Annotated in this window: 19 protein-coding genes; 12 read left to right on the top strand and 7 right to left on the bottom strand. The window is 43.4% G+C overall.

What is annotated here, in order from left to right; translation table 11 throughout:
• Positions 1 to 16: 16 nt before the first annotated feature.
• The gene (locus ACPK8D_RS11265) at positions 17 to 1,336 is read right to left on the bottom strand and encodes a cobyrinate a,c-diamide synthase (RefSeq protein ID WP_424717942.1); all 1,320 of its coding nucleotides are present in this window, start codon (positions 1,334 to 1,336) and stop codon (positions 17 to 19) included.
• A gap of 468 nt (positions 1,337 to 1,804) precedes the next feature.
• Here ACPK8D_RS11265 and ACPK8D_RS11260 point away from each other — a divergent pair, with 468 nt between their 5' ends.
• The 4 genes from ACPK8D_RS11260 (at position 1,805) to ACPK8D_RS11245 (ending at position 7,250) form a co-directional block, all read left to right on the top strand.
• Positions 1,805 to 2,896 carry a hypothetical protein gene (locus tag ACPK8D_RS11260; protein WP_424717941.1) on the top strand — a complete coding sequence of 364 codons (1,092 nt, stop codon included), beginning with the start codon at positions 1,805 to 1,807 and terminating at the stop codon, positions 2,894 to 2,896.
• Positions 2,897 to 3,437: 541 nt separating this feature from the next.
• Positions 3,438 to 5,237: a hypothetical protein gene (locus ACPK8D_RS11255; protein WP_424717940.1), complete on the top strand. Its 1,800-nt coding sequence runs from the start codon at positions 3,438 to 3,440 to the stop codon at positions 5,235 to 5,237.
• Positions 5,238 to 6,039: 802 nt separating this feature from the next.
• The gene (gene moaA, locus ACPK8D_RS11250) at positions 6,040 to 7,038 is read left to right on the top strand and encodes a GTP 3',8-cyclase MoaA (RefSeq protein WP_424717939.1); all 999 of its coding nucleotides are present in this window, start codon (positions 6,040 to 6,042) and stop codon (positions 7,036 to 7,038) included.
• Positions 7,039 to 7,085: 47 nt separating this feature from the next.
• The gene (locus ACPK8D_RS11245; RefSeq protein WP_424717938.1) at positions 7,086 to 7,250 is read left to right on the top strand and encodes a hypothetical protein; all 165 of its coding nucleotides are present in this window, start codon (positions 7,086 to 7,088) and stop codon (positions 7,248 to 7,250) included.
• A 243-nt stretch (positions 7,251 to 7,493) separates the two neighbouring features.
• Here the strand turns inward: ACPK8D_RS11245 and surE are convergent, their stop codons facing one another.
• On the bottom strand, positions 7,494 to 8,297 hold the full coding sequence (gene surE / locus ACPK8D_RS11240) for a 5'/3'-nucleotidase SurE (protein WP_424717937.1): 804 nt from the start codon (positions 8,295 to 8,297) through the stop codon (positions 7,494 to 7,496).
• A gap of 435 nt (positions 8,298 to 8,732) precedes the next feature.
• Here surE and ACPK8D_RS11235 point away from each other — a divergent pair, with 435 nt between their 5' ends.
• Entirely contained in the window at positions 8,733 to 9,323 is a 591-nt protein-coding gene (locus ACPK8D_RS11235) for an acetate uptake transporter (protein ID WP_424717936.1), read from the top strand.
• A gap of 723 nt (positions 9,324 to 10,046) precedes the next feature.
• Here the strand turns inward: ACPK8D_RS11235 and ACPK8D_RS11230 are convergent.
• Both ACPK8D_RS11230 and ACPK8D_RS11225 read right to left on the bottom strand, forming a co-directional pair.
• Positions 10,047 to 10,229: a hypothetical protein gene (locus tag ACPK8D_RS11230; protein WP_424717935.1), complete on the bottom strand. Its 183-nt coding sequence runs from the start codon at positions 10,227 to 10,229 to the stop codon at positions 10,047 to 10,049.
• Between the two features lie 531 nt (positions 10,230 to 10,760).
• Entirely contained in the window at positions 10,761 to 11,081 is a 321-nt protein-coding gene (locus tag ACPK8D_RS11225; protein WP_424717934.1) for a nucleotidyltransferase family protein, read from the bottom strand.
• 432 nt (positions 11,082 to 11,513) lie between these two features.
• Between ACPK8D_RS11225 and glyS the strand changes: the two genes are divergently transcribed.
• Together glyS and ACPK8D_RS11215 are read left to right on the top strand one after the other, a co-directional pair.
• Positions 11,514 to 13,337, top strand: coding sequence for a glycine--tRNA ligase (gene glyS, locus ACPK8D_RS11220; RefSeq protein WP_424717933.1), 1,824 nt, complete (start codon positions 11,514 to 11,516; stop codon positions 13,335 to 13,337).
• A 262-nt stretch (positions 13,338 to 13,599) separates the two neighbouring features.
• On the top strand, positions 13,600 to 16,251 hold the full coding sequence (locus ACPK8D_RS11215; RefSeq protein WP_424717932.1) for a DEAD/DEAH box helicase: 2,652 nt from the start codon (positions 13,600 to 13,602) through the stop codon (positions 16,249 to 16,251).
• 257 nt (positions 16,252 to 16,508) lie between these two features.
• Here ACPK8D_RS11215 and ACPK8D_RS11210 read toward each other — a convergent pair whose 3' ends face one another.
• The gene (locus ACPK8D_RS11210) at positions 16,509 to 17,138 is read right to left on the bottom strand and encodes an Sjogren's syndrome/scleroderma autoantigen 1 family protein (protein ID WP_424717931.1); all 630 of its coding nucleotides are present in this window, start codon (positions 17,136 to 17,138) and stop codon (positions 16,509 to 16,511) included.
• Between the two features lie 251 nt (positions 17,139 to 17,389).
• Between ACPK8D_RS11210 and ACPK8D_RS11205 the strand changes: the two genes are divergently transcribed.
• The 4 genes from ACPK8D_RS11205 (at position 17,390) to ACPK8D_RS11190 (ending at position 21,747) form a co-directional block, all read left to right on the top strand.
• Positions 17,390 to 17,671 (top strand): UPF0147 family protein, encoded by a 282-nt coding sequence (locus tag ACPK8D_RS11205; RefSeq protein WP_424717930.1) that lies wholly within the window; start codon positions 17,390 to 17,392, stop codon positions 17,669 to 17,671.
• Positions 17,672 to 18,341: 670 nt separating this feature from the next.
• Positions 18,342 to 18,965, top strand: a complete 624-nt coding sequence (locus tag ACPK8D_RS11200; protein WP_424717929.1) for a haloacid dehalogenase — start codon at positions 18,342 to 18,344, stop codon at positions 18,963 to 18,965.
• 378 nt (positions 18,966 to 19,343) lie between these two features.
• On the top strand, positions 19,344 to 20,963 hold the full coding sequence (sepS, locus tag ACPK8D_RS11195; RefSeq protein WP_424717928.1) for an O-phosphoserine--tRNA ligase: 1,620 nt from the start codon (positions 19,344 to 19,346) through the stop codon (positions 20,961 to 20,963).
• 28 nt (positions 20,964 to 20,991) lie between these two features.
• On the top strand, positions 20,992 to 21,747 hold the full coding sequence (locus ACPK8D_RS11190; protein WP_424717927.1) for a DUF169 domain-containing protein: 756 nt from the start codon (positions 20,992 to 20,994) through the stop codon (positions 21,745 to 21,747).
• 127 nt (positions 21,748 to 21,874) lie between these two features.
• Here the strand turns inward: ACPK8D_RS11190 and ACPK8D_RS11185 are convergent, their stop codons facing one another.
• Positions 21,875 to 22,087, bottom strand: a complete 213-nt coding sequence (locus ACPK8D_RS11185; protein ID WP_424717926.1) for a hypothetical protein — start codon at positions 22,085 to 22,087, stop codon at positions 21,875 to 21,877.
• Positions 22,088 to 22,146: 59 nt separating this feature from the next.
• Here ACPK8D_RS11185 and thsB point away from each other — a divergent pair, with 59 nt between their 5' ends.
• The gene (gene thsB / locus ACPK8D_RS11180; protein WP_424717925.1) at positions 22,147 to 23,802 is read left to right on the top strand and encodes a thermosome subunit beta; all 1,656 of its coding nucleotides are present in this window, start codon (positions 22,147 to 22,149) and stop codon (positions 23,800 to 23,802) included.
• Positions 23,803 to 23,989: 187 nt separating this feature from the next.
• On the opposite strand, the gene ACPK8D_RS11175 is transcribed toward thsB, so the two are convergent.
• Positions 23,990 to 25,111, bottom strand: coding sequence for an ORC1-type DNA replication protein (locus tag ACPK8D_RS11175; RefSeq protein ID WP_424717924.1), 1,122 nt, complete (start codon positions 25,109 to 25,111; stop codon positions 23,990 to 23,992).
• Positions 25,112 to 25,271: the final 160 nt, after the last annotated feature.

The raw sequence follows: 25,271 nt of genomic DNA, 5'->3' as shown, positions 1-25,271 counted from the left end.
CTTTACTTAATCCTGATTACCTTCTTCTGTATTCCCTGCATTTTTCCACGAATTTTTCTACCGGGAAGGTGGCAGGGTGAGAATGCATATAACCTGCCAGGGTATTGTGCTCGACAAGGCCGTCAAAACCGCCCTGTATACCTTTTCCGCGCAACATTTCGTATGCGAACTTTGCATCGTGGTCACATTCTGTGAGAGAGTAATGGAATTCGTGACCTCTGATATTGTGAGAAGAGAAGTTTTTGTCCAGAGAACGAGCTTCGGTATACCCAAGGGCTTTAAGCCGGTTTGTCATGCGAGTGTTTGCAGGTACGACGTCTGCAAGTTTATAGATTCTGTTTTCTATCTCATATGTCCCGCAGAGGTAAAGCAACCCGCCACATTCCGCATAAATGGGTAAACCATCAGCTGCAAGGCCCTTAAGTTTCCGGGTTGTTTCTGACTTCTCAAGAATTTCTGCGTAAAGTTCGGGATAACCCCCTCCGAGGTAAATCCCATCGACCTCCGGAACCTCTCCTGCCATCGGGCTAAAAAATTCGACTTCAGCCCCGTAATCCCTGAAGGCGTCGAACATATCCTGATAATAGAAACAGAAAGCCGGGTCCATGGCAATTCCTATTCTGAGATCTGCTTCGGGTCTCCGGATACGCCTGATCTCCGGAACCGAATAGGGTTCGGCAAGTTCAAGCACTGCATCAAGGTCAACATTTTCCTCAATAAAAGCTGCCATTTCCTCAGTATTGTAGTCCTTTTCATGGGCCATATACAGCCCGAGATGTCTGGAGGGAACTTCGATATCTTTCCTTCTTGGGATCGTGCCTACAATAGGGATATTGCCCGGAAGAGAATTTCTTACAAGCTCTACATGCCTTGGGCTGCCTACCTGGTTAAGGATAATGCCTGCAATCCTGACTTCAGGATCGAACTCAGAGTACCCTTTCAGGAGGGCTGCGGTGCTTCTGGACATGCCGTGCACATTAATTACCAGAATTACCGGCAGGTCGAGGGTTTTTGCAACGTGTGCGGAACTTGCAATTTCCGTTGAGTCGATTCCGTCAAAGAGACCCATAACTCCTTCTACTACCACGATATCCGCATCTGCAGCCGTCCGGGCTACCGTCTGCCCAATTCCATCGGTGCCCATCAGATATGTGTCCAGATTCCTTGAGGGGCGCCCGCAAATTGCAGTGTGATGAGAAGGATCGATATAGTCAGGCCCTACCTTGTAAGGCTGGACTTTTAGCTGCCTGTGTTTAAGGGCAGCCATAATACCCATGGAGACTGTCGTTTTTCCGACCCCGCTGTGGGTTCCTGCAATAAGTATTCCTTTTGTCATCTGCTGGATATTGTTGCCGTTAAAATATATTAAAGCTATTAATCCGGCTGCTTTAAGCAGTTTGTAATTGTTTTCAAGAAAAAAGAGTGCAATAAAAAAATTTAGTAGAATCTAAACAAATAATATAGAGATAATATAGAGATGTTAGATTTTTGAGGGCAAATCTGGTTAAAACAGAACAAAACAATATTAATACTTAATATCGACGCTTACAGCAAATTAGTCAATCTTTATTTTAATACTTTAGAAATAATTATAAAATTGAATAAAGCGTTATAAAGCTTTAAATCTGTTTTTATGGCTTTATCTGGGTTTATAATGTTTTAAATACATTTTTAGAATTTTTATTTCACACTGTTAATGTAAGTATTGTTATATATATAATTGAATGGATAGTTTTTAGTTCCAGGTCTTCTCAAGTTAAATGAGCAAGATCAGATAAATCAGTGGAACAATCGGAGGAATAAGATGAACTCAAATGGAAAATCAATTGCAAAAATTCTGGGATCTATTTTCACTATATTAATGATCTCAACTTTAATCACTGCAGGAGCAGCTTCCTGTGATACTCTTACAAAGTCTGCAGAAGCCTCTGCAACCCCCTGTGATGCCCCTGTAAATTGTGATCAGGAATGTACCTCATGTGATTGCGAATCTGTTACAGACTGTGAGCAAGCAAACTGTGACTGTGAACTATGCGACTGCAGTTCTATTATAGACAGTGAACAGGACAACTCCGAACAGGAGGGTTCTGAAAACCTTGCAGGTTGCAACGAAGGAAATTGTGATTCATGCGACTGCGAATCTATTGTAGAATGCGACCAGGCAAGCTGTGACTGTGAATCATGCAACTGTAAATCCATTGTAGACTGTGAAGAAGACGACTCCGAAGTTGCTGAAGAAGTTCCAAGTGAATGTGAAGACGTTGTAGCCACTCCATCAGACAATGAATGTGAAGAAGAAGTAAGCACTCCAGAAGAATGTGATGTTGAAGAAGTACCAAATGAGTGTGATGCTGAAGAAGTACTAAGTGAGTGTGATGTTGAAGAAGTATCAAGTGAATGTGATGTTGAAGAAGTTCCAAGTGAATGTGATAATGTTGTAGACATTCTGGAAGAAGAATGTGAAGAAGAAGTAAGCGTTCCGGAAGAAGAATGTGAAGACGAAGAAGAAGTAAGCGCTCCAGAAGAATGTGAAGATGAAGAAGAAGTAAGCATTCCGGAAGAAGAATGTGAAGATGAAGAAGAAGTAAGTACTCCAGAAGAATGTGAAGATGAAGAAGAAGTAAGCATTCCGGAAGAAGAATGTGAAGATGAAGAAGAAGTAAGCATTCCGGAAGAAGAATGTGAAGACGAAGAAGAAGTAAGTACTCCTGCTGAAGATGTTGTGAGCGCTCCAGAAGAATGTGAAGATGAAGAAGAAGTAAGCGCTCCAGAAGAATGTGAAGATGAAGATGTTGTAAGCACTCCTGCAGATGGATGCATGGAAGTTGTTGAAGAAGCCCCAGCAGAAGACTGTGGAGAGGAAACCTCTGAAGAAGCCACAGTAGAATGCGAATAAATTAAGCTAGGAAAATAACATATGTGTTGGAGAGTGTACTCAACTCTCCACACAGAATGTTAAATTCATTAATGTGACTAATTTCAAAATGCCTTTTCAGGCTTTATTACCTTTAAATTCTATTTTTGCCCAGATTTTTATAAAATTATATTGAAAATTGATTCCTATTTTTGTCTCCAGAAAAAAGAAGGCAAGAACTGGATCTTAATAAGAGTTCTCAGTTTACTCCCAGGAGTTTGTATCCAGAGACTTCTGATTTTTTAACCGGATTTCTACATCCCACGACACCTTTTCTACCGCAGCCGCAGGCTTCAATAAAAAACGAGAAGGAAATTATAGAAGGAGATTATAGAAGGAAATTATTTGTGAAAAATTATAGAAATAATATGAACAAATCATATTTCTAAGGATGAAACTCAATTGGCACAGGATTAATAAATACTAACATTTATTATACATTAATTAATTTTTAATTAATATTTTTTGGTTCCTGATCTTCTCGAACTAGAAGAGTAAGATCAAAAAAACACGGAGGAACAAAATGAACTTAAATGGAAAGTCAATTATAAAAATTCTGGCGTTTGTTTCTATTGTACTTATGCTATCAACTTTAATTACGGCAGGAGCAATTGCCTGTGATGCTCTTGTCAATTCTGTAGAAACAAGTTCCGAACAGGTGGATTCAGATAATCCTATAGATCCTGAGCAAGAGACTGAACAGGCAAGTTGCGACTCATATGCAGATTCTGATTTTGCAGAGTGTGACTTATCTTCAGGCTATGGTCAATCAAGCTGTAATTCCTTTGGGGGTTCGGACTCATTTGCAGGTTATGGACAGGAAAATTCTGAGCAGGCAGATGAAAGTATTATAGACTACGGCCAGGCAGACTGTACTATAAACTGTGAGGGGACAAACTGCACAGGAGCGTGCAATCAGACAAATTTTGTTACAAATTGTGCGCAGATAAACTGTACAGGAAACTATAGTGGGACAGGATGCACTGGAGACTACGCAGGAACAAATTGTACTGCAGATTGTAACCAGACAGGCTGCACGGAATACTGTGGACAGACAGGATATACTGGAGGTTTTGATCAGGAAACTTGTACTTCAGGCTGTGAGCAGACCGGCTGTACCGAAGACTGTGGACTAACAGGTTGTAGCAGCGCGTCTTATGACAGTTGTGCTGAAGGATGCGACAATGAAGGTTGTGGTAGTCCTGCGGACTCCGAACAGGCAGGTTCTGAAGAAACAGGTTGTGACTTATCTACAGGCTGTGCACAGGATAGTTCTGAACAGACAACACCTGAAAATTTCGAAGGTTCTATCCAGGAAAGCTCTACTGGAAACTTCGAAGATAAAGGCTGTACCGGAGGCTGCGGCTTAACTGACTGTAACGGTGACTGCGAAAAAACAGGCTCTGAGGAAGTAAATTGTGAGTTATCTTCAGGCTGCGTACAGGATAGTTCTGAACAGACAGCTTCTGGCAATTTTGAAGGCTGCACACAGGAAAGCTCTATTGAGAACTGTGAAGGGGCAGGCTGTACCGGAGACTGCGGCTTAACTGACTGTGACGGTGACTGTTATGATGACTATGCCGAAGAATGTGACCAGCCAGACTCTGAAAAGGAAAATGCTGAACAAACAAATCCTGGACAGAGAGATCAGGAGCAGATATATCAGGAGCAGATATATCAGGAACAGATAAATCCTGAACAGGAAAACCAGGAGCAGGTGAACTCTGAACAGATAGACTCTAAACAGGTAAACCCTGAACAGGTAAATCCTGAACAGACAGAACCTCAGCAAACAAGCCCTCAACAGACAACAATAGAGCAGGTAAACCCTGTACAGGCAAATCCAGAACAAGCGAAGCCTGTAAACCTTACAGAACTTGAAAAAGTAAACTCTGGAAAGGTAGAGCCTGAACAGACTAACTCTGAAAAGGCAAGCGTTCAAAAGACAAATTCCAAACAGACAGAATCAGAACAGGTAAACACTGATCAAACAAAAACCGAACAGGTAAGCACAGATCAAACAAAAACAGAGCAGATAAATGCTGAACAGACTGAGTCGCAACAGACAAACTCTGAAAAAGCAAACCCAGGTCAGGGAAACCTTGAAGAGACAGAATCTCAGCAGACAGGACTTGAGCAGGCAAGCCCTGAGAAAACGAGTTCTGAACAGACAGAATCTCAACAGACAGAACTTGAACAGACAAACTCTGAGAAGGCAAGTCCTGAGCAGATAGAATCTCAACAAACAAACTCTGAACCGACAGAGCCTGAGAAAACAAGCTCTGAAAAAGTGAATTCTGAAAACCTTACAGAATCGGAATAAGTATTACCAGGCCCGTTTGAGTGGCAGAATTAAAGGCCAAAAAAGTATAGTCGAGGTGTCGGAGAGTTATATCTACTCTCCGACAAAATATTAAAATTAATCATTTTTAACATCTGTTTTCTAGTTTTTAAAGAGAGAATTTAAAGGCATTATATTTTTATTTAAGACTTATATGCCGAAGGACCAGCTTTATGCCGAATGATTGCTTTTTTAAAAGATTCGGAAGCCCTGGTATCTGCGTCCGTGCACATTAGCCTTAAGTAAAAGTTTATACCTACTCTGAGATAAGAATAGCTCGAATTTCAGGAAGATATCGAAAAATGAGGCTTCTGCTTCATAAGCAAAGGAAACCTTTATTTCTTTACATTATTTGATTATATAATAAATTTTGATTATATAATTAGTTCCGGATTTCAGTAATCATATATTCATATCAGTATACATATTCATATCAGTACACATTCGATTCGCATCATTATAAGTATCTAACTAGTATCAGTATACGTTCAATTCATATCACTATAAACTTTCAATTCATATCGCTATAAACTTTCAATTCATATAATTATAAACGTTCACTCCATATTGGTATACTTCTTCAGTTCAAACCAGTAACAAATTTCGGGCTTTTTCTGAGAAGTGCCAATTCATTTGAAGTCAGGATTAGTATGGACAGATCTTTTCCGACATGAAATATTTGTCCCGTAAATGACTCAAAGGGGCCAGCCCCAGAATATCAATTAAGAGTGCCAATTCATAAAGAATTGCGTGCCAAATATTTAACAGGGGATTTTAGTCAGCCATGAAGCAGAGAAATCCAGGAAAAGCTCCTGAAGTTGCACAAGAAGGCCCAAAAAGAATTCTTGAGGACCCTTACGGGCGAAGGGTGACAGGACTTCGAATATCCATAACTGAGAGGTGTAACCTTTCATGCATATACTGCCATAATGAAGGTGCAGACTGCTGCACCTGCGGCCCGGTAGGAAGCGAAATGAGACCTGAATTAGTTTGCGGAATTGTCAGGGAAGCTGCAAAATTCGGGATCAACAAAGTGAAGTTTTCAGGAGGCGAGCCGCTATTCCGAAAAGATTTCGAGGAGATCCTTTCCCGCCTTCCTCCGTTAAAAGAAGTCTCTGCGACCACAAATGGCATCCTGCTTGAAAAACGTGCAAAAGCTCTAAAAGCTGCGGGTCTTGACAGGGTAAACATAAGCCTGGATTCCCTCGTGCCGGGGAAATATGAATCGATTACCGGAGCTCCTCCGGGCTCGCTTGAAAAGGTTATCAGGGGTATTGACAGTGCAGTTGAAGCTGGACTGATTCCTGTGAAGCTGAATATGGTACTCCTGAAAGGTATAAACGATAATGAAATCGATTCTATGATGGATTTTGTCCGGCAGTATAAAGGAAAGGTTATCCTGCAACTCATTGAACTTATGGACATTGACCCCGGGCTTTCGAAGTACATGATTGACTCAAAAGCTCTCGAAAAAAGTCTGGCTGAGAGAGCAAGCGAAATCAGGGTGCGGCACCTGCACCACCGAAAAAAGTATATTATTGATGGGGTGGAAGTTGAGTTCGTTCGTCCTATGGACAACTCGGAGTTCTGTGCCCACTGCAGCAGGCTCAGGGTTACAGCCGACGGAAAATTCAAGCCCTGCCTGCTGGTAAACGACAACCTTGTGGATGTCAGGGAAGCAAAAAGCTCCGAAGAGATCGAAAAGTTGCTCAAGCTTGCCGTAAGCCGAAGGAAACCGTACTGTATTCCTGTCAATGTTCCTGAACAAGGAAAAAAGGTTTAAAGAGAAAAACGGGTGCACAAGTTGATACGACAATAAGGAGGGAAAAAATGAAGATTGAACTTTCAGTAGACGGGAGAAAAATCCCGATGAATGACTTTGTCCAGAAAATCGTGGTAAATGTTATTAAAGCCATGGTAGAAACGTTGCATACTATCGATAATGGGTGGAAGGAAATTTCCATTCATATTGAAAAAGATGAAGTGAAAGAATAAAGAGAAAAGGACTTTTTCGGACAAGAAGAAGATCAGAATTCTCAGGTACTGAAATCTTTTATTTTCAAATAATTTTAGGTTTTCAGTAATTTCGGAATTCTTTGTATTTTTAGAACTCTCAGTAGTTTTGAAACTCAAAGTAATTTTACACTTCTGAGTAACTTTGCAGTTTCCAGTAACTTTACAATTCCCGGTAGCATTGCAGTTCTCGGAAACTTTTCGATCCAGAGATATCTGGAGATTTTAGAGGTACTTTTCAATTTCCGAAAATTCTATCCTGGCAGTTGAGTCCAGGGAAATCGGCGTTATTGAGACGTGCCCTTTCTGCATGATAGCGTGCACATCGGTCCCCTCTTCTTCTTCCCGGATCAGGTCACCTGCAATCCAGTAATAGGACCTGCCCCTGGGGTCACGCCTTTCCTCGACATCCGTTTTAAAGACTTTTCGTGCAAGGCGAGTTATCTCGACAGGGGTATCCTCTTCAGCGTGATAGGGAATATTTATGTTCAGAAGATCCACGTTTTCCGGCATGCCATGCCTGAGGACATTTCTAGCGATCCTGTTTACCACTTTTATCCCGACTTCGAAACGCTCTCTATGGTAGTCCCTGGGATCATCGAATTTCTGGCCTTCATCAAGCACCTGCATGGAGGCGGCAATTGCAGGTACACCATAGCTTGCAGCTTCAAGGGCTCCTCCGATGGTCCCCGAGGTGGTGATAGTATCCGTGCTTATATTCTCTCCGATGTTAAAGCCGGAAAGCACCAGGTCGGGCATTTCCTTGAGGATCGTGAAGATACCCAGAATTACGGCATCGGTAGGGGTTCCTCCCACAGAGTAAGCAGGTATGCCTCCGGCATTCGTTTTCGTTATTCGTAGAGGCTCAAAGATAGAAATCGAACGCCCTACTCCGCTCTGCTGGACAGCAGGAGCTGAAATCGTAACTTCCCCGAGGTCCGAAACACTGTCAAAAGCGGCTTTCAAACCTGTGGAGTAAACACCATCATCATTGGTAACAAGAATTTTTGGGACCATCAGCTTTCCCATAAGTTGTCGGATAATTTAAAATTAATGGAAAGGCCGCATGGAATAAAAATCCACAAGAGACAATTCAATTCAAACATTAATATACGAACAAGAATAATAAATAAGAAGCAATATAATTACTGATAAAAATCATCTCAGGAGGTGGAAATAAACCGAAAGGCTTCAACACACGAAGAGTAACTGCGGGCACTGCCTCGAATTGTTTTTGTTTTCGTATTATTTGTGAAAATATTTAGAGAATTCCGTAACAAGGTCTTTTCGAACCTGTTAGTAATGCTGATGATTGTTATACTAAGATAAGTCAATCACCGCTAAAAATTAGCAACTGCATTCGGAATTAGCCCTTAAAACTAGAGTAAAAATAAACGAGGATCAAAAACTAGAGTGGAAATCGACTTTATAAAAAATTGATTTAAAATCAGGGGAGTGGTATTAATGGCGGAAACACAAGAAATAGTAACGGATGTGCATGTAACGGACAGGACAGCAAACCCTACACCTCTGGGATTTACTGGTCTTGGCCTGTCAGCAGTTCTCCTGAGTCTGAGCTATATAGGCATTTACCCTGTGGACTCGATGATCGTTTCCATGGCAATATTCCTTGGGGGCTTTGCCCAGGTATTCGCAGGCCTTATGGCCTGGAAAAAAGGGAGCGTTTTTGGAGGCACGGCATTTTGTGCATTTGGGCTTTTCTGGTTCTCCCTTGCAGGCCTTCTTCTTCTACCGGCAGCGGGCCTGATTGAAGCCCCAAATCCGATATCTACTGCAGCCTACCTTTTCCTCTGGGGAGTGTACACTTTCGTAATGCTTATAGCAACACTGAAGCTGGGCACTAAATCAATAATGTTCATATTCCTGACATTATTTCTGTTATTCATACTTCTGGCTGTCGTAAACGCCACGGGAAATACCGACCTGCTTGTTATAGCCGGCTATGTTGGCCTTATCATGGGTCTCTCAGCTCTGTACACCGCCCTTGCGATAGTACTGAATGATGCATTCGGAAGGACAGTCGCTCCTATCTGAGAAAAAGGCGAAAATGAAAGGTTAAAAAATAAACAGAAATAACAAACACAAATGACAAACAAACATAAACGAACACAAATAATAAACTGTAAAAAATAAAGTGGAAAAAATAAAGTGGAAAAAATAAACTGTAAAAAATAAAGTGGCAAAAATAAAGAAAAAATGCCACAAAAAGAAAAGTCAATTTAAGGGCTGCTTTCTAGCGTTTCCGAGCCCTACTTTTTTAATTTGAAAAGAATTCCCTTTAACGTGTTTTGTCTGCAGACGATATTATTAAAGGATTCCTTTATGCTCTCAGACCAACTTTTTTAACCCAATGGCTTTTGAAACCGGTGAGGTATCAGATAAGGGCACTGAAGAGGTCATCAGGTATTTGATGGAACTTTAGGATCTGTGAAACCAATCCTACTTCTTTCAGGATATAATTATGCAGCTAAGAAGCAGACCGGATAATCCGAATTTCCCGAGTTTCGAAGAAGCGCACTATGTCTTCACGATCTGGGGCCTCGGTTTACGGTTTCTCGGTTCGATTGCATAAAGCCTGCATAAATCCTGATCTTATTGGATGCTGGCAATCTTCCTCCCGATTTTAAACCAATCTCTGCAATCCCCTACCGGGTTCCCCCTGGTTTTGACCCGGATTTTTGGTGGCAAAGGGTTTTTCTTATCGGGAAGGAGACGAATCTACCTGTGCAGCTGAGCTCAGATTAAGACTCATAAAACTCAGAACACTGTTTTTATGGTATACACATAGAGGTGGTGAACACCTATGGCAAACATCATCAATCTCACGACCAGAAACTCCAGATTATGAAGCCAGTGTGTCGTCTCTATAAGCTTCTCCGAATGTAAAATTCTTTTTCCTTTCACGGTTCTTACGATTTCTTTTAAACTCTTTAACAGCATTTTATCAAAACCCCACTCATAATGTATTCTATCTGGTATTGTCTCAGAGCATTCCCTGTTAGAAAGTGCTCCGAATACGTACCCTATAAATCCAACGGTATCTCAAACAGGCATTTTATGTTCGAAAATGCCCTGCATAGCATACACTATCCGACGTGATCTCAAAGAGGCATCTTCTTATCGAAAATGCATTATGTACCCCACCGACTCTAGCTTTAGAAGCTTGTGATATTAAAAGCTGTTGACCCTGTATGAGAGAATTTTATATGAGCGCGTAGATAATATACAGACATCGCGATTAACGCTTTAGTCGCTGATAGTGAGAAAGGGCCTGAACATTAATAGCAAAAAGTAGCAAACCATAAGTTCAGGTTAGAATGTATAAGCAATAGGTTGAAGGAAGATGGAAATAAAAAGTATTCTTCAGTTAATTTCCTGTGCCCTGCAAAAAGAACAGAGCGGAAAAATCCCATCAGGCAAATAAAAGGATCGAACTATCTGATAAATAATCTCGGAATTCTGCTTTTTCATTCATACTGCTATAACTTCCTCAAGGATATGCTTCCCAATAGCAGGTTTCAGGGCAGATTTCATCACCAGATCCACTTTCACACCAAGAATTTCACTTAGGTAATCCTCAAGTTGAATGTATTCAAAAAAACCGGGAGCTTCCTCAAACTCAACCAGAATATCAAGATCGCTCTCAGGTTTTTGTTCCCCGCGAACATAAGAACCAAAAATCCCGAGATAACTAACTTTATATTTCCTGGAAATCTCAGGCAGATGATGACGCAAAATAGCCATGAATCGAGCAGCATCTCTGGAAGAGGCAACAGAACTGTCTTCTGCCATAATAAGTATTCGGCTTCAATCTTTAAATATTTGTCTTGAAACCGGAATAGGGTATAAAAGATTAAGAAATCAAAAACAGGGCAGCACTAATAGTCGTCTTAAACCTGTCCTATCCCGCGCCAGACGCGGCTGGAACATAAAAGCCCGGATAAATCGAAAAGAAAATTCAACGGCAACTTTCAGAGCTGAAGCGAATTTCAGCCTGTTTTTACAACTTCATTTTTATTTTTCTGCCAGCCAGTGCCGGAAATCCAACTCAACCTTTTCAATAACCCGCCTGCAAACTTCGTCCAGAAGTTTCCAGTAATCTGCAACTGACGCAGAGCAGTGCAAATTTAATATAATGATTCCCTTTATCCATCTAGTATTTCCTATAGATCAAAATTTACAATTATCTAATGTCCCCCAATCAATTTCATGAGGATTTATAAAATGGACAAATACGAGAAGGTATTCGAGCTGGCTAAACGCCGGGGGTTTTTGTGGAACTCCTTTGAGCTGTATGGCGGAAGCCGGGGATTTTATGATTACGGGCCTCTTGGGAGCACGCTGAAGAGGCGGATCGAGCAGACCTGGAGAGAGTTTTATGTTATCCAGGAAGGGTTTATGGAGATAGAGTGCCCGACAATCGGGATCGAAGAAGTATTTGTTGCGTCCGGGCACGTCGGAGGCTTTTCTGACCCGCTGTGCGAGTGCATGAACTGTAAAGAGGCATTCCGGGCTGACCACCTTGTACAGGATGTAACGGATGCGGCCGGAACCCTGAGCGCAGAAGACCTTACAAAGGTAATAAGGGAAAAAGGAATCACCTGCCCGGAATGCGGCGGCAAGTTCGGGGAAGCTTACGAATTTAACCTGATGTTCAAAACCACAATCGGGCCCGGTACAGGAAGGCAGGGGTACCTCAGGCCGGAAACGGCTCAGGGGATGTTTGTAGATTTCCAGAGGTTGTCCCGCTTTTACAGGGATAAACTGCCTTTCGGAGCAGTGCAGATCGGGAAGTCCTACAGGAACGAGATTGCGCCCAGGCAGGGTGTAATCAGGCTCAGGGAATTCACGCAGGCCGAATGTGAGATTTTCGTTGACCCCCGGAACAAGAAGCATCCCAACTTCGAGCGCTTTGCGGATAAAGAACTTGTACTTTATTCCCAGAGGGGACAGGAAAAGGGCGAATCGTTCAGGATGACGGTCCGGGAGGCTGTAGAAGCCGGAGTTATTGCACACGAGGTTCTGGGCTACAATATCGCACTTACCAACGAGTTCCTGACAAAGGTTGGGATGGATCCTGCAAAACTCAGGTTCAGGCAGCATCTTACCGATGAGATGGCGCATTACGCAATCGATTGCTGGGATGCCGAGATCGAGACCGACAGGTTTGGCTGGGTCGAGATCGTGGGAATTGCCGACAGGACGGATTACGACCTCAAAGCCCATGCAAGAGTCAGCAAGACCGAACTTTACGTGTATGTAGAATACGATGAGCCGAAGATGGTGACTCGCTTTGCTGTAAAGCCGAACATGGGCAAGCTCGGACCCGTCTTTAAGGGCAAGGCAAAAGCCGTCGCAGATGCCTTAAAGCAGCTTTCCGAAGAAGAGCTCTCGAAAGATGAGATCAAAGTTACCGTGGATGGGGAAGAATTGACAGTCAGTTCGGATGTGGTAGACTTTGCGGAAGAGACTGTGAAGGTCAGTGGAGAAAATGTCATTCCTCACGTAATCGAGCCCTCCTACGGGATCGACAGGATCTTCTATGGCATCATGGAGCATGCCTATGACGAAGAAAATGTGGCCCAGAAGGCCGCCGAATCCGGGCTTAAAGGCACAGAAGAGGCTGGGAAGGAATTCGAAACCGGAAAGGATGAGAGTGAAGCCGAGGGAGAAGAGGAAGCCAGGCTTGTTATGCACTTCGCAAGCGCAGTTGCTCCGGTACAGGTTGCAGTTCTCCCGCTCCTGACCCGTAAAGAACTTGCAGATCCTGCAAAAACGATTATTTCCGAACTCAGGGAAAAGACCCTGCTTGCCAGCTATGACGATTCCGGAACCATCGGGCGCCGTTACAGGAGAAACGACGAGATAGGAACACCTTACTGCGTTACTGTAGATTACGATACCCTCGAAGACGGGACTGTTACTATCAGGGACAGGGATTCCATGCGCCAGATCCGGGCTCCGATCAAAGGGATTGAAAACTTGCTCTACGAACTCATTTACAGAGGCAGGGCTTTCGAATCCGCAGGCAAGCCCTTTAATTTCTAAAACCAAAAAACTGGTAGTTTCTGGACTGTGGGCTAAAAAGCCTGCAGCAAAATTTTTAATTATTTATATTTTTTAGAGTTGAATTAAGACTCTGAGATAAAATAGGCTTGAAATAATTAATCTGAAATATATTAATCTGAGAGAAATTACTTGAAATAAGTTAATTTGTAAGAAATTCCTGAGATAAATTAATCTGAAATAAATTAATCTGAAATAGACTACCTGAGATAAATTAATCCGAAATAAATGATCCTGAAGCAGAATGAACGAAAGTTTTTTTCCTGAGAAGCCAGCCTGCATGAAGCACCCGCTGATAAAGCCCGATACCGTTGAGCAGAGGCTCTATCAGTTGAATCTTGCAGGAAAGGCCCTTGAAGGATCAAGCCTTGTTGTGCTTCCTACTGGACTTGGAAAAACCATTATAGCGCTTTTCGTAATTGCCTCGCGGCTTCAGCGTTTCGGGGGGAAAGCCCTGATTCTGTCCCCAACAAAGCCGCTTGTTGAGCAGCACGCGGCCTTTTTCAAAAAGGTAATGGCTCTTCCCGAAGAAGAGGTTCTGGCCTTTACGGGCAGTATTGCCCCAGCGGAGCGGGAAAAGCTCTGGGCCCAGGGAAAACTGATAGTATCCACCCCTCAGGTTATTGAAAATGACCTTCTTACGAAAAGAATCAGCCTTGAGGATGTAAGCCACATAACCTTTGATGAAGCCCACAGGGCAGTCGGAAATTACGCTTATACTTTTATTGCGGAAAAGTATTTCGAGAGCGCAAGAAATCCCCATGTGCTCGGAATTACTGCAAGCCCGGGCAGTTCGGACGAGAAAATCTCTGAGGTCTGTCAGGCTTTGCACGTTGAGAACGTCTCGGTGAGGACTGAGAAAGACAGGGATGTTCGCCCTTATGTGCAGGAAAAGGAGATAGAGTGGCTTCAGGCTCAGCTTCCTGTCGAAATGGCCGAAATCCGGGGCTATCTGGAAAAAATCTTTGATGATCGGCTCGGGATTATAAGAAGCCTGGGTTTTTCGGCAGGCAGCGGGAAATATGTCTCCAAAAAAGATCTCCTGCTCCTCCAGAAGAAACTCCAGGGCGAAATCCGAATGGGGGGCGATCCTGCAATTTTTACCGCCATGTCCGTGCTTGCGGAAATGATGAAGGTGAACCATGCTGTGGAAATGGTTGAGACCCAGGGGCTTGAGACCCTCAGAAAGTACCTGGAGAAACTGGATGCAGAAGCCTCTTCAAATAGTGCGAGCAAGGCTGCAAAAAGACTGATGGATGATCTCTTTATGAGAAAAGCCTTTCACAGGGTAAAAGAATGCGAGGTCGAACACCCTAAACTCGAGCTTGCGCGGAAAATTGTATCCGAGCAGCTAAAAGGAAGCCCTGATTCCAGGGCAATTGTTTTTACGAATTACAGGGACACGGCAGAGATAGTGGCAAATGCCCTGTCGGGAGTTCCGGGGATTGTACCTATCCGTTTTGTGGGACAGGCTTCGCACCGTAAGGACAAAGGGCTTACACAAAAACAGCAGGTGGAAATCCTCAATAAATTCAGGGAAGGAGAATACAACGTACTTGTAGCCACCTCAGTTGCTGAAGAAGGGCTTGATATCCCTTCCACGGACCTGGTACTATTTTATGAACCCATTCCCTCGGAAATTCGGAGCATCCAGCGTAAGGGCAGGACAGGCAGGCAGCATAAAGGCAGGGTCATTGTACTGGTAACAAAGGGTACACGCGACGAAGCCTATTACTGGAGCAGCAAGAATAAGGAAAAAAGAATGCTAAGCAGCATGCAGGGGCTTGAAGCCCGGTTGGCCCCAAAAGACTCAAAGCAAGGTTTGAAACTATCGGATTTTGAATCAGAGACTTTTATTTCAGACACGAGGGAAAAAGGAATTAAAAATGAAGTAGAAAATGAAGTAGAAAATGAAGTAGGAAATGAAGTAGGAAATGAAGTAGAAAATGAAGTAGGAAATGAAGTAGGAAATGAAGTAGGAAATGAAGTAGGAAATGAAGTAGGAAATGAAGTAGGAAATGAAGTAGAAAATGAGCAGGAAAGCATAGATTTAATGATAGGTATCAGGGATAAATTTGTAGATTCAGATTGCGGCAGGATAAATAAAGAAAGGGAAGAGGAAGATAACGAGAAAGGTGAAGAAAGACAAAAAACCCTTGTAGATTTTGAAGCCCTTCCCAGGGAGGAATCCCTATATAAAGCAAAAATGCCCGGAATAGGATCTTCCGAGGTAGAACCCGGAATCGTGCCTCTCAGAATAGTGATCGACCATAGGGAAACAAAGAGTGGAGTTGCAAAGGCCCTGGACAGGCTCGGAATGGAACTCAGTTTTGCAGCTCTTGAGGTAGGGGATTACGTTGTAAGCGACCGGCTGGCTGTAGAGAGAAAGCGGACTGACGATTTTACGAGTTCTCTTATTGATGGAAAACGTAATCTTTTTGCGCAATTATCGAATCTTGCAAGAGTGTATGAAAAACCTGTCCTTATCATTGAAGGAGCAGAACTTTTCACATCAAGACAAATCAATCCGAATGCCATCTACGGCTCCCTGGTATCCATCGCAATTGATTTTGGGGTGTCACTGCTATATTCAAGAGATGAAGAAGAGACCGCTGCAATTTTAAAAATACTTGCAAAACGTGAGCAGACCGAAAATAAACGTGAAATAAATCCTCATGGGAAAAAGTCAGCCAGTACCCTTGCTGAACAACAGGAATACCTGATTTCTTCGATCTCTAACATAGGGCCAAAAGCCGCAAGAAACCTGCTCCTCTACTTCGGCTCAGTAGAAGCTGTTATGAAAGCTGACCCTGCAGAACTCAGAAAGGTGAAACTAATAGGACCAAAGACAGCAGCCAGAATAAGGGAAATCCTTGAGAGCCCTTATAAAGGGTAAAGAAAGACAATGTAAAAACTGTTTAAGCAAACTTTTTTATTCTTTCCTTTTCCCTTTTGCCTCTTTTCCCTGATTCGTTTCTCTATTTTTCTTATTTTCCCAATATTTCCCCTATTTTTCCCATGTTTCCTTATATTTCTCTATTTTCAGCTATTTTTTCCTTATTTTTCTTCACTTTTCCTCTTCTATTTCCTGCCTTCTCTTCTACTTTTTTCTTTATATCTATACTTTCTTTGATCTTTTGTTTGCCCTTTCTCTTAAATCTGCCTCAGGCGCTCTATAAGCCCAAGCCCTTTTTCAATTAATTCTAAATCCTCAGCAACACTGCGCGGATCTGCTTCATCCTGAAGGGAATCTGCAATATTGACCATCTTTTTAAAGAGGAGGTCTTCCAGTACTTTCCGGTCTCCGTGAATTCCGGACATTTTCGATGCCGAGACGGCTGGCTTTTCGACTCTCCCTGTAGGTGCGGCCTGAATTGCAGGGGTTGCAAAAACTGCAGGGACTGCCCTTCCTGTTTTTTCTTTTTCGGGAGATATTCCGGGAATTTCCTCTTCTACCGGCTCGATAGCTTTTTCTTCTTCTTCGGCAGCTTCAGAGCTTTTCAGCCCGAACCGTGGTTTTTGCCTGTGTGCCTGGACTCTCTTTTTAGTGTCAAAAGAGGGCCTGTCTTTTTCCGTGTACGGCCTGGGCTCAGGAGCCTGAACTTCTTCGGCTGGTTCCTTAGATTCTTCCTCTTCCCGGACATCACATATAGGGCAAATTACTGTACCCTGATAACGGAATTTTGGGGCTCCGCAGACTTTACAATGCTCGGCAAGCATAGTGCCCCCTAATTCAAGAAAACGTGCTATTCGCTTTACTTTTTTATCTTTCTCAGAATCCATATACCTGACCTTCCTTTATTCACAGCTTCTCATGCATTTGCTTCTCATTTATTTTATAAAATTTTTCCTGTAGCTCGCTGTATACGAGGTAATTTCATCCTGTGTAACTCGAAAAAGCAGTAAATCCGGAATCACAAAGGGCAGACCCTGAAGCAGGCAACCTTAAAAATCACCGATAATATTTTATATACCAAGCCTGTCTTAGACTAATCTATTAGCTCTAATTTTTACATCATAATTGACTGCGAAAGGTGATTCGAGTGTCATCAAATGATTCAGCAGAAGTTATAAGACAATGTCTCCAGGTCCTAGACAGTATAACCAGCGACTCTTCAGTTCCAAGAAATATCAGGCGTTCCGTAAATGAAATTATGAACATACTGAACAACGAATCCGAACCTCTCTTTCTTAGAGCAGCATCAAGCATTTCCATTCTCGAAGATGTAAGCAACGATCCTAACCTTCCTTTGCACACAAGAACTTTGATATGGAACCTCTCAAGCCAGCTCGAGACCATTCCCGTAGACGAATAATAACACAAAGATAGATTCCTTAAACCATATAAAAACGGAATTTGCCCGGGAGCACAGGCTGAAAACAGATAAGCTCCAGGAAGTAAGCAAGCTCAGGTACGTTTCTTGAGACGACCCTGCTAAAAAATCCCAAACTTCAACTAATTCTAAAAAGAGCCGGAAGGAAATAACCTTATTATTTACCAGCCATTTCAAGCTGGTCTTAAAATTATTTGTGGAAGTTAGGATACCGACAAGGAAAAAACCTTTTTTCTCTTTTTTATACCTTTTTCCGGGAATTGTGTTAAAACCCTGGATCTTAAAACCGGAGTGAATTAACTCAGGAATTTAACTCAGGAATCTATTCAGGAATTTAACAGGATCAAAGCTGGAAAAGACTGTAACAGGATAAAACGGAAAAAAAATGGTAGAAAGCAGGATAAGAATTTAGAGAACTTTAAATTAAGTTTATACAAAGGGGAAATTTGAGAAATTTTAATTCGGGAAATACAGAGAAAAAATTTTACCGATAGACGTAATATGATAGACGTAATATATTTGAAGAGAATTTCATAGATGAAATTCCGAAATTCTGGAAAACAAGTATAAAGTATATAAAGGGCATTCAGCTTTTAAGGAGAAAAGCTAAACTGGGTAAAGGCTCAGAAGCATTAAAGGGGGTATGAAAACCATGCTTGAAGAAATTTCGGCCCGAATAAGGGAAAATTTTGAGGCTAAAGATAGTATAAGGGAAGAAGGATTGAAAATTTCCCGGGAAGTTGTCAGGGAGTGCAGGACAGCATCATTCGCCCTGCATGGTCAGGACTTTGAAAAGGCAGACAAAAGCATCAAAACCGCTGGAAAAGCACTTGAAAAACTTGAAGTTCTTTTCAAAGGGCATGCTGACATTTATCATGCAGGTTTTGTAGAACATGCCCAGCAGGAATACTCGGAGGTTTCGGTCCTCAGCAGCCTGCTGAAGGAAGAAAAAAAAATTCCCTCTCCGGAAGAGTTGAGAGTCGAATATGCGGCTTACCTTAACGGACTCGGGGACGTTGTCGGAGAACTTAGAAGACATGTCCTGGATCTTGTAAGGAATGAATCCTTTGAAAAAGCCGAAGTGTTTTTAGGTATCATGGAAAATATTCATGCAATTCTTATGGACTTTGACTACCCTGATGCCATAACGAGAGGATTGAGAAGAAAAACCGATGTGTCCCGCTCCCTGATAGAAAAGACACGCGGCGACGTTGTCAATGCAATCGGTCAGAAAAGACTTGAAGCCGCAATGCGGAATCTGGAATCCAGACTTTAGATAGCTTTACAGGCTTAGATAGTTTTAGATAGAAGAATGTTTAAACATTGAGCAGTTCACCGTTTTTTGAACCGTGAAAGTTCGAACCTGGCATTAAACTGCAACTCACTAAATACAGCTATACAGTTTACCCGATAACTATTAAACCACTTGTTATTTTAACAATTATCTAGCCGTTTGACAGTTAAACTGTTTAAATTTTATTAATTAGAGTTTCAAAGTTAGTTTCCAAGTTAATCATTTAGAATTTCAGTAGACCAATGTAGAACTTCAGAAGACCAATTTAGGACTTCAGGAGATCAATTTAGGAATTCAGCAGGTCAATTTAGAATTTCAGTAAGATATAGAATTCCAATAATCTGTTACAAGAGGATATGCATGAAATTTGATCCGGAAAAAATAAAAAGGGACGCAAGAGAGAACTTCGACCTGACCTGGAACGAGGGTAAGAAGCTGGTCAGGACACCTACCCTGAACGAACGTTATCCAAGGACCACTCTGAGATATGGAAAAGCACATCCTGTTTACGATACTATTCAGAAACTCAGAGAAGCCTATCTAAGGATGGGTTTTGAAGAGATGATGAATCCTCTGATAGTGGACGATAAAGAAGTGCACAAACAGTTCGGAAGCGAAGCGCTTGCAGTCCTGGACCGCTGTTTCTATCTTGCAGGCCTGCCAAGGCCGAACGTTGGAATTTCTGATGAGCGCATTGCACAGGTAAAAGAGATTCTCGGGGATATAGGCGATGGAGGGATAGATAAAATCAGGCAGGTACTCCATTCGTATAAAAAAGGAAAGATTGAAGGAGATGACCTTGTGCCCGAGATTTCAGCAGTGCTTGGAGTTTCGGACGCCCTTGTTGCCGATATGATTGACAGGGTTTTCCCGGAGTTTAAAGAGCTTGTGCCCCAGGCAAGCACAAAGACACTCCGCAGCCACATGACCAGCGGCTGGTTCATTTCCCTCGGTGCCCTCCTTGAAAGGCAGGAGCCTCCTTTCCACTTTTTCTCCATAGATCGCTGCTTCAGGCGAGAACAGCAGGAGGATGCCTCAAGACTCATGACCTATTATTCGGCTTCCTGCGTAATCATGGATGAAGAGGTGACTGTTGACCACGGGAAAGCTGTTGCAGAGGGACTGCTTTCCCAGTTTGGCTTTGAAAAATTCCTTTTCAGGCCCGATGAAAAACGCAGCAAATATTACATTCCTGACACCCAGACCGAGGTATTTGCCTTCCATCCGAAACTCGTGGGTTCTAACTCAAAGTATTCGGACGGCTGGATCGAGGTTGCAACTTTCGGAATTTATTCCCCGACAGCCCTTGCAGAGTATGATATCCCATATCCTGTCATGAATCTCGGGCTTGGAGTAGAAAGGCTGGCAATGATCCTGCACGATGCTCCAGATGTCCGCTCTCTGACCTACCCGCAGATTCCGCAGTATACTGAATGGGAAATGTCAGATGGCGAACTTGCAAAACAGGTATTTGTAGATAAGATGCCTGAGACTCCTGAAGGGCTTGCGATTGCAGCCGCAATTGTTTCTCAGTGCGAGCTGCACGGGGAAGAACTAAGTCCCTGTGAATTCCCTGCCTGGGAGGGAGAAATCTGCGGCAGGAAAGTAAAAGTTTCCGTAATCGAGCCCGAAGAAAATACAAAGCTTTGCGGGCCTGCAGCTTTCAACGAGGTTGTAGCCTATCAGGGAGATCTCGTAGGAATTCCGAATACCAAGAAATGGCAAAAAGCTTTTGAAAACCATTCAGCAAGGGCAGGAATTCGTTTCATAGAAGCATTTGCAGCCCAGGCTGCCAGGGAAATCGAAGAGGCTGCAATGTCAGAAGCAACCGAGCATATAGTAAGGGTAAGAATTACAAAAGTTCCGTCGGAAATAAACCTGAGAATCGGCCCTATGGCCCAGCGTTATATTACGGGCAAAAAGAAGAAAATAGATATGAGAGGCCCGGTTTTTACGTCCGTAAAAGCGGAATTCATTTGAAGGCCAGGAAAAAACAGGAGCATGCTACATGTACCCCGCGCAGAGCCCTTTCTCAAGATACCCTGAACTCGGCAGGATGATGGAAACCGGCGAGCCCGTATGCGTAACCTTCGAAACAGGAAACGAAGTCGGAGATGAAGTTGAGAATGAAGCCAGGTATGAAATCGGGCACGAAATCGAAAAAAGTCCCGACGGAAAAGCCGGGGAAAGAGTAGCCAACGCAGGAGATGAAAAGTTTCCTGAAAAATCCGGCCTTCTTTTTTGCGAACTTGTGCAAAAAGCCCGCATGGGAGAAGAGTTCCTTGTCTCAGGGCAGAGCTGCTCTCCGGGAAACTATGTGCTGGGCTTTTCAGAGGAGAGTCCTGCTGCATACTACCTGAACTCCGGAAGATATAAGGACTCGAAGGCTGCGGAAAATGCAGCCTTATCGCTCCCGAGATTGAAAAAAAGGTTTTGCTTTATAAGAGTCGAGCCCCTGTCCCTGAATAAAGGCAGTTTTGACGTGCTGATTCTTTTCCTGAAGCCCGAAAAAGCTATGCGCATTGTGCAGGCCAGTGCTTATCCGGAAGGAAAAAGGGCAGTACTGGATACAATGGGCGCAGCTTCAATCTGTGGGGACTGTACCGTACTTGTATACAGGCAGGGCATGGGCCTATCATTCGGGTGCAAGGGATCGAGAAAGCATAGCGGATATGGGGATTTTGAGGTTCCCCTTGGGCTCTCTTTTGAGAAAGCGAACGAAATAGAAAAAGTTCTTTCAAAACTTCCGGAAACAGGAGAGTAAGAAGTTAACTGAGGCACTGCTGTTTTCCGAAAGAAAGTGAAGAATTAAAACAGATATATATGAGCTTTTAGATGCATTTTTACCCATATTTCTATGCACGTTCTTAGACTCGACAGCCTTCCCTAAATTAGAAGGAGGCTGCGTTCCGGAACTGGCAGGTAACCCATTTTTTGGAACTCATATTTTTTGGAAAATCTGCAACCGAAGGCGTGCGCTTTTTTCCGTGAAAAGCCCTAGACAAGATTGAGTTATCCCGCCTCTTGTTTGAGAGAAGCAGGTAAGCAAAATCCCTATTATCCAGAGCTACCAGCGGGATGAGTTTATATAGAAGTACAAACATGTAAAATGCGATTTTAATTCCAGAAATATTTCAAACTCACACTAATGGAGGATTAAATTATGGCAGGACAGCCAATATTCATTTTAAAAGAAGGAAGTAAGCGAACCAGAGGCAGAGATGCCCAGAGTAACAATATTATGGCCGCAAAGGCAGTAGCCGAAGCCGTCAGAACAACCCTTGGGCCCAAGGGCATGGACAAAATGCTCGTGGACTCCATGGGTGATGTGGTTATTACAAACGACGGGGCAACCATTCTCAAAGAGATGGATATCGAACACCCTGCAGCAAAGATGGTAGTGGAAGTAGCCAAGACCCAGGACGAAGAAGTCGGAGATGGCACCACCAGTGCAGCTGTAGTCGCAGGCCAGCTTTTAAGCAAAGCTGAGGATTTAATCGAGCAGGAAATCCACCCGACAGTTATCGCATCAGGGTACAGGCTTGCAGCCGAAAAAGCCATAGAAGTCCTGAACTCCCTGGCAATGACAGTAGAAATGTCTGACCGGAATCTGTTAGTCAGCATCGCTGAAACCGCAATGACCGGAAAGGGTGCAGAGTCCTCCAAAAAACTTCTCTCGGGGATCGCCGTAGATGCCGTCACAAGCGTTGTAGACACAAACGGAAAGGCGAGTGTTGACAGGGACAATATCAATGTTGTGAAGAAAGTAGGCGGCAGGGTAGAGGATTCCGAGCTCATCCGGGGCATGATCATTGATAAGGAAAGAATTCACCCCAACATGCCTGAAAAAGTCAAGGATGCAAAAATCATTCTCCTCAATAGCGCAATCGAACTCAAGGATACTGAAGTCGATGCGGAAATCTCCATAACCTCTCCTGACCAGCTCCAGTCCTTCCTTGACCAGGAAGAGCAGATGCTCAAGAAGATCGTCCAGAAGGTTATCGGCAGCGGAGCAAATGTTGTCTTCTGCCAGAAGGGAATTGAAGAGCTTGCCCAGCACTATCTTGCAAAAGCAGGTATCTTTGCCGTGCGCAGAGTTAAAAAGAGCGACATGGAAAAGCTTGCCAGAGCAACAGGCGGCAAACTCATTACCAACATGGATGAGATCACTTCCGAAGACCTCGGATATGCAGGGCTCGTGGAAGAGAAGAGAGTTGGCGGCGACAACATGACCTTTGTCACAGGTTGCGACAACCCGAAAGCCGTAACCATCCTGCTGCGCGGCGGCACAGAGCATGTTGTTGATAGCATTACCAGTGCTCTTGAAGATGCCCTGCGTGTGGTTGGAGTTGCAATCGAGGATGAAAAGCTCGTTGCAGGCGGCGGTTCCCCAGAAGTTGAGGTTTCACTCAGGCTTCAGGAATATGCAGCAACCCTCGAAGGCAGAGAACAGCTTGCAGTCAAAGCCTATGCCGAAGCTCTCGAAATCATTCCGAGAACTCTTGCAGAAAACGCAGGACTCGACCCCATTGATATGCTCATGGAGCTGCGCTCCCAGCACGAGAAAGGCGTAAAAACCGCAGGACTCAATGTTTTCGAAGGCAAGGTTGTTGACATGTGGAAAGAGTTTGTAGTTGAGCCTCTGAGAGTCAAGACCCAGGTTATCAATGCAGCCACTGAGTCTGCAGTTATGATCCTCAGGATCGATGATATCATAGCTTCCACCCGTGCACCAAGCCCCGAAGAGATGGGCGGAATGCCACCAGGAATGGGTGGAATGCCACCAGGAATGGGCGGAATGCCACCAGGAATGATGTAATTTAAGAAAAAAAATATAAAGCCAATTCGGGCAAAAGAGAAAGGGCACAGCTTTCGAGCTGTGTCTACTTAGCTTTTTAGCCCGGAAAATTCAAGCCTGAAAAATCTTTTCCGGCCTCTCACCGGAAGTCCATGTGAATCTCTTTTTTCAGGCCTTTTTTAATTTTACAAAATCCGGAAGTTCATAATTATTTTTTTTCAAGGCAATTTAGAATATCTTCAGCCCCGAATTTTGTTTTTATAATTCTGGTCCTGCCTCTCTGGCCCTTGCCGGTAAAGTCGGCATCTATATAATTAAGCACCTGGAGCCTGTTGACAATCCCGTAAAAGCGAGTATACCCGAGCTGGGTTAATTCATGGAAGGACTTGTAAAGCTCACCTGCCTGAATTTCTCCTTTTCTGGCTATTAGCTCAAGCAGGCGTTTTTCAGGGTCAGACAGGAGGTTTATACCCCTGCAGAGGTGAAGCAGTTTGGATGCTTCGTAAGCTTTTTCCACATCTTCAGAAGAGATTGTGCGGCTTCCTCTGCGTTCGGCATTAAAGCCGGAACGTTTAAGAAGGTCAATTCCAACTCTGAGGTCTCCAGTCCTTTCTACATACGAGACAATAAGTTCCAGTAACTCGTCAGAAATTACCTTCGGATAAAAACCGTATTTTACCCGGTCTTTGAGAATATCGAGAATTTCAGCGCTTCCATATCTTGGAAAAGGGATATCTTCAGGCAGGAAGACCGAATTCACCCTGGAGTCCAGGCAGTAAAGGTCCGAGGCATCATTTACAATCCCGATTATCCCGATCTTTGCTCCAGGGTACTGCTCATGCGCCCTTAAAAGCGAATACATCACTTCATTGGCGTGCCCTTCATAGCAGAGGTAATTCAGATCATCCAGAGCAACAAGCAGAACTTTCTCAGAAGAGACAAGGAAATTAACAACGGTTTCAAAGATCTTCCTGAACGCGATTCCCGAATTGGGAGGAGAAATTCCAAAAAGCTTCCTGTAAACTCTGGACATCACCGCAAAGCGTGTGGAATCAAGCTGGCAGTTGACCTTGACGGTAACGACACCGGACGCATGGGCTTCAACTTCCCTGAAGACCTTCATAACTGCACTGGTCTTTCCTGTTCCGGGAGGACCTACCAGCAAACAATTTAAAGGCCGCATACCGCGCAGGGCTGGCTTGAGTGCGAATTTGAGCGCATTCAACTGTGATTCCCTGTGAGGAAAATATTCAGGGAGATAGTCAGGCTCAAGCACGGAAGGGTCCTTAAATAGGGTCTCATCCCAGAGTAGTATGTCGTCACCTGTCAAGGAAGTTACTCCATAGATTAATCGGTTATTAATAATATTGAAAGCTCGGCAATATTGAAATTCGGGCTGTAAAGGTATTTTTGAGTGGAACGGAGTCTAATAGATTATAGAGGCAGGAAACAGGATAACTCCGCTTATTGAATTGAATAATCTCTACTAA

It is taken from the genome of Methanosarcina sp. (assembly GCF_049706645.1).
Lineage (GTDB): Archaea > Halobacteriota > Methanosarcinia > Methanosarcinales > Methanosarcinaceae > Methanosarcina.
Note: the sequence above shows the minus strand (reverse complement) of the source record. Positions and strands in the feature narration are given on the sequence as shown.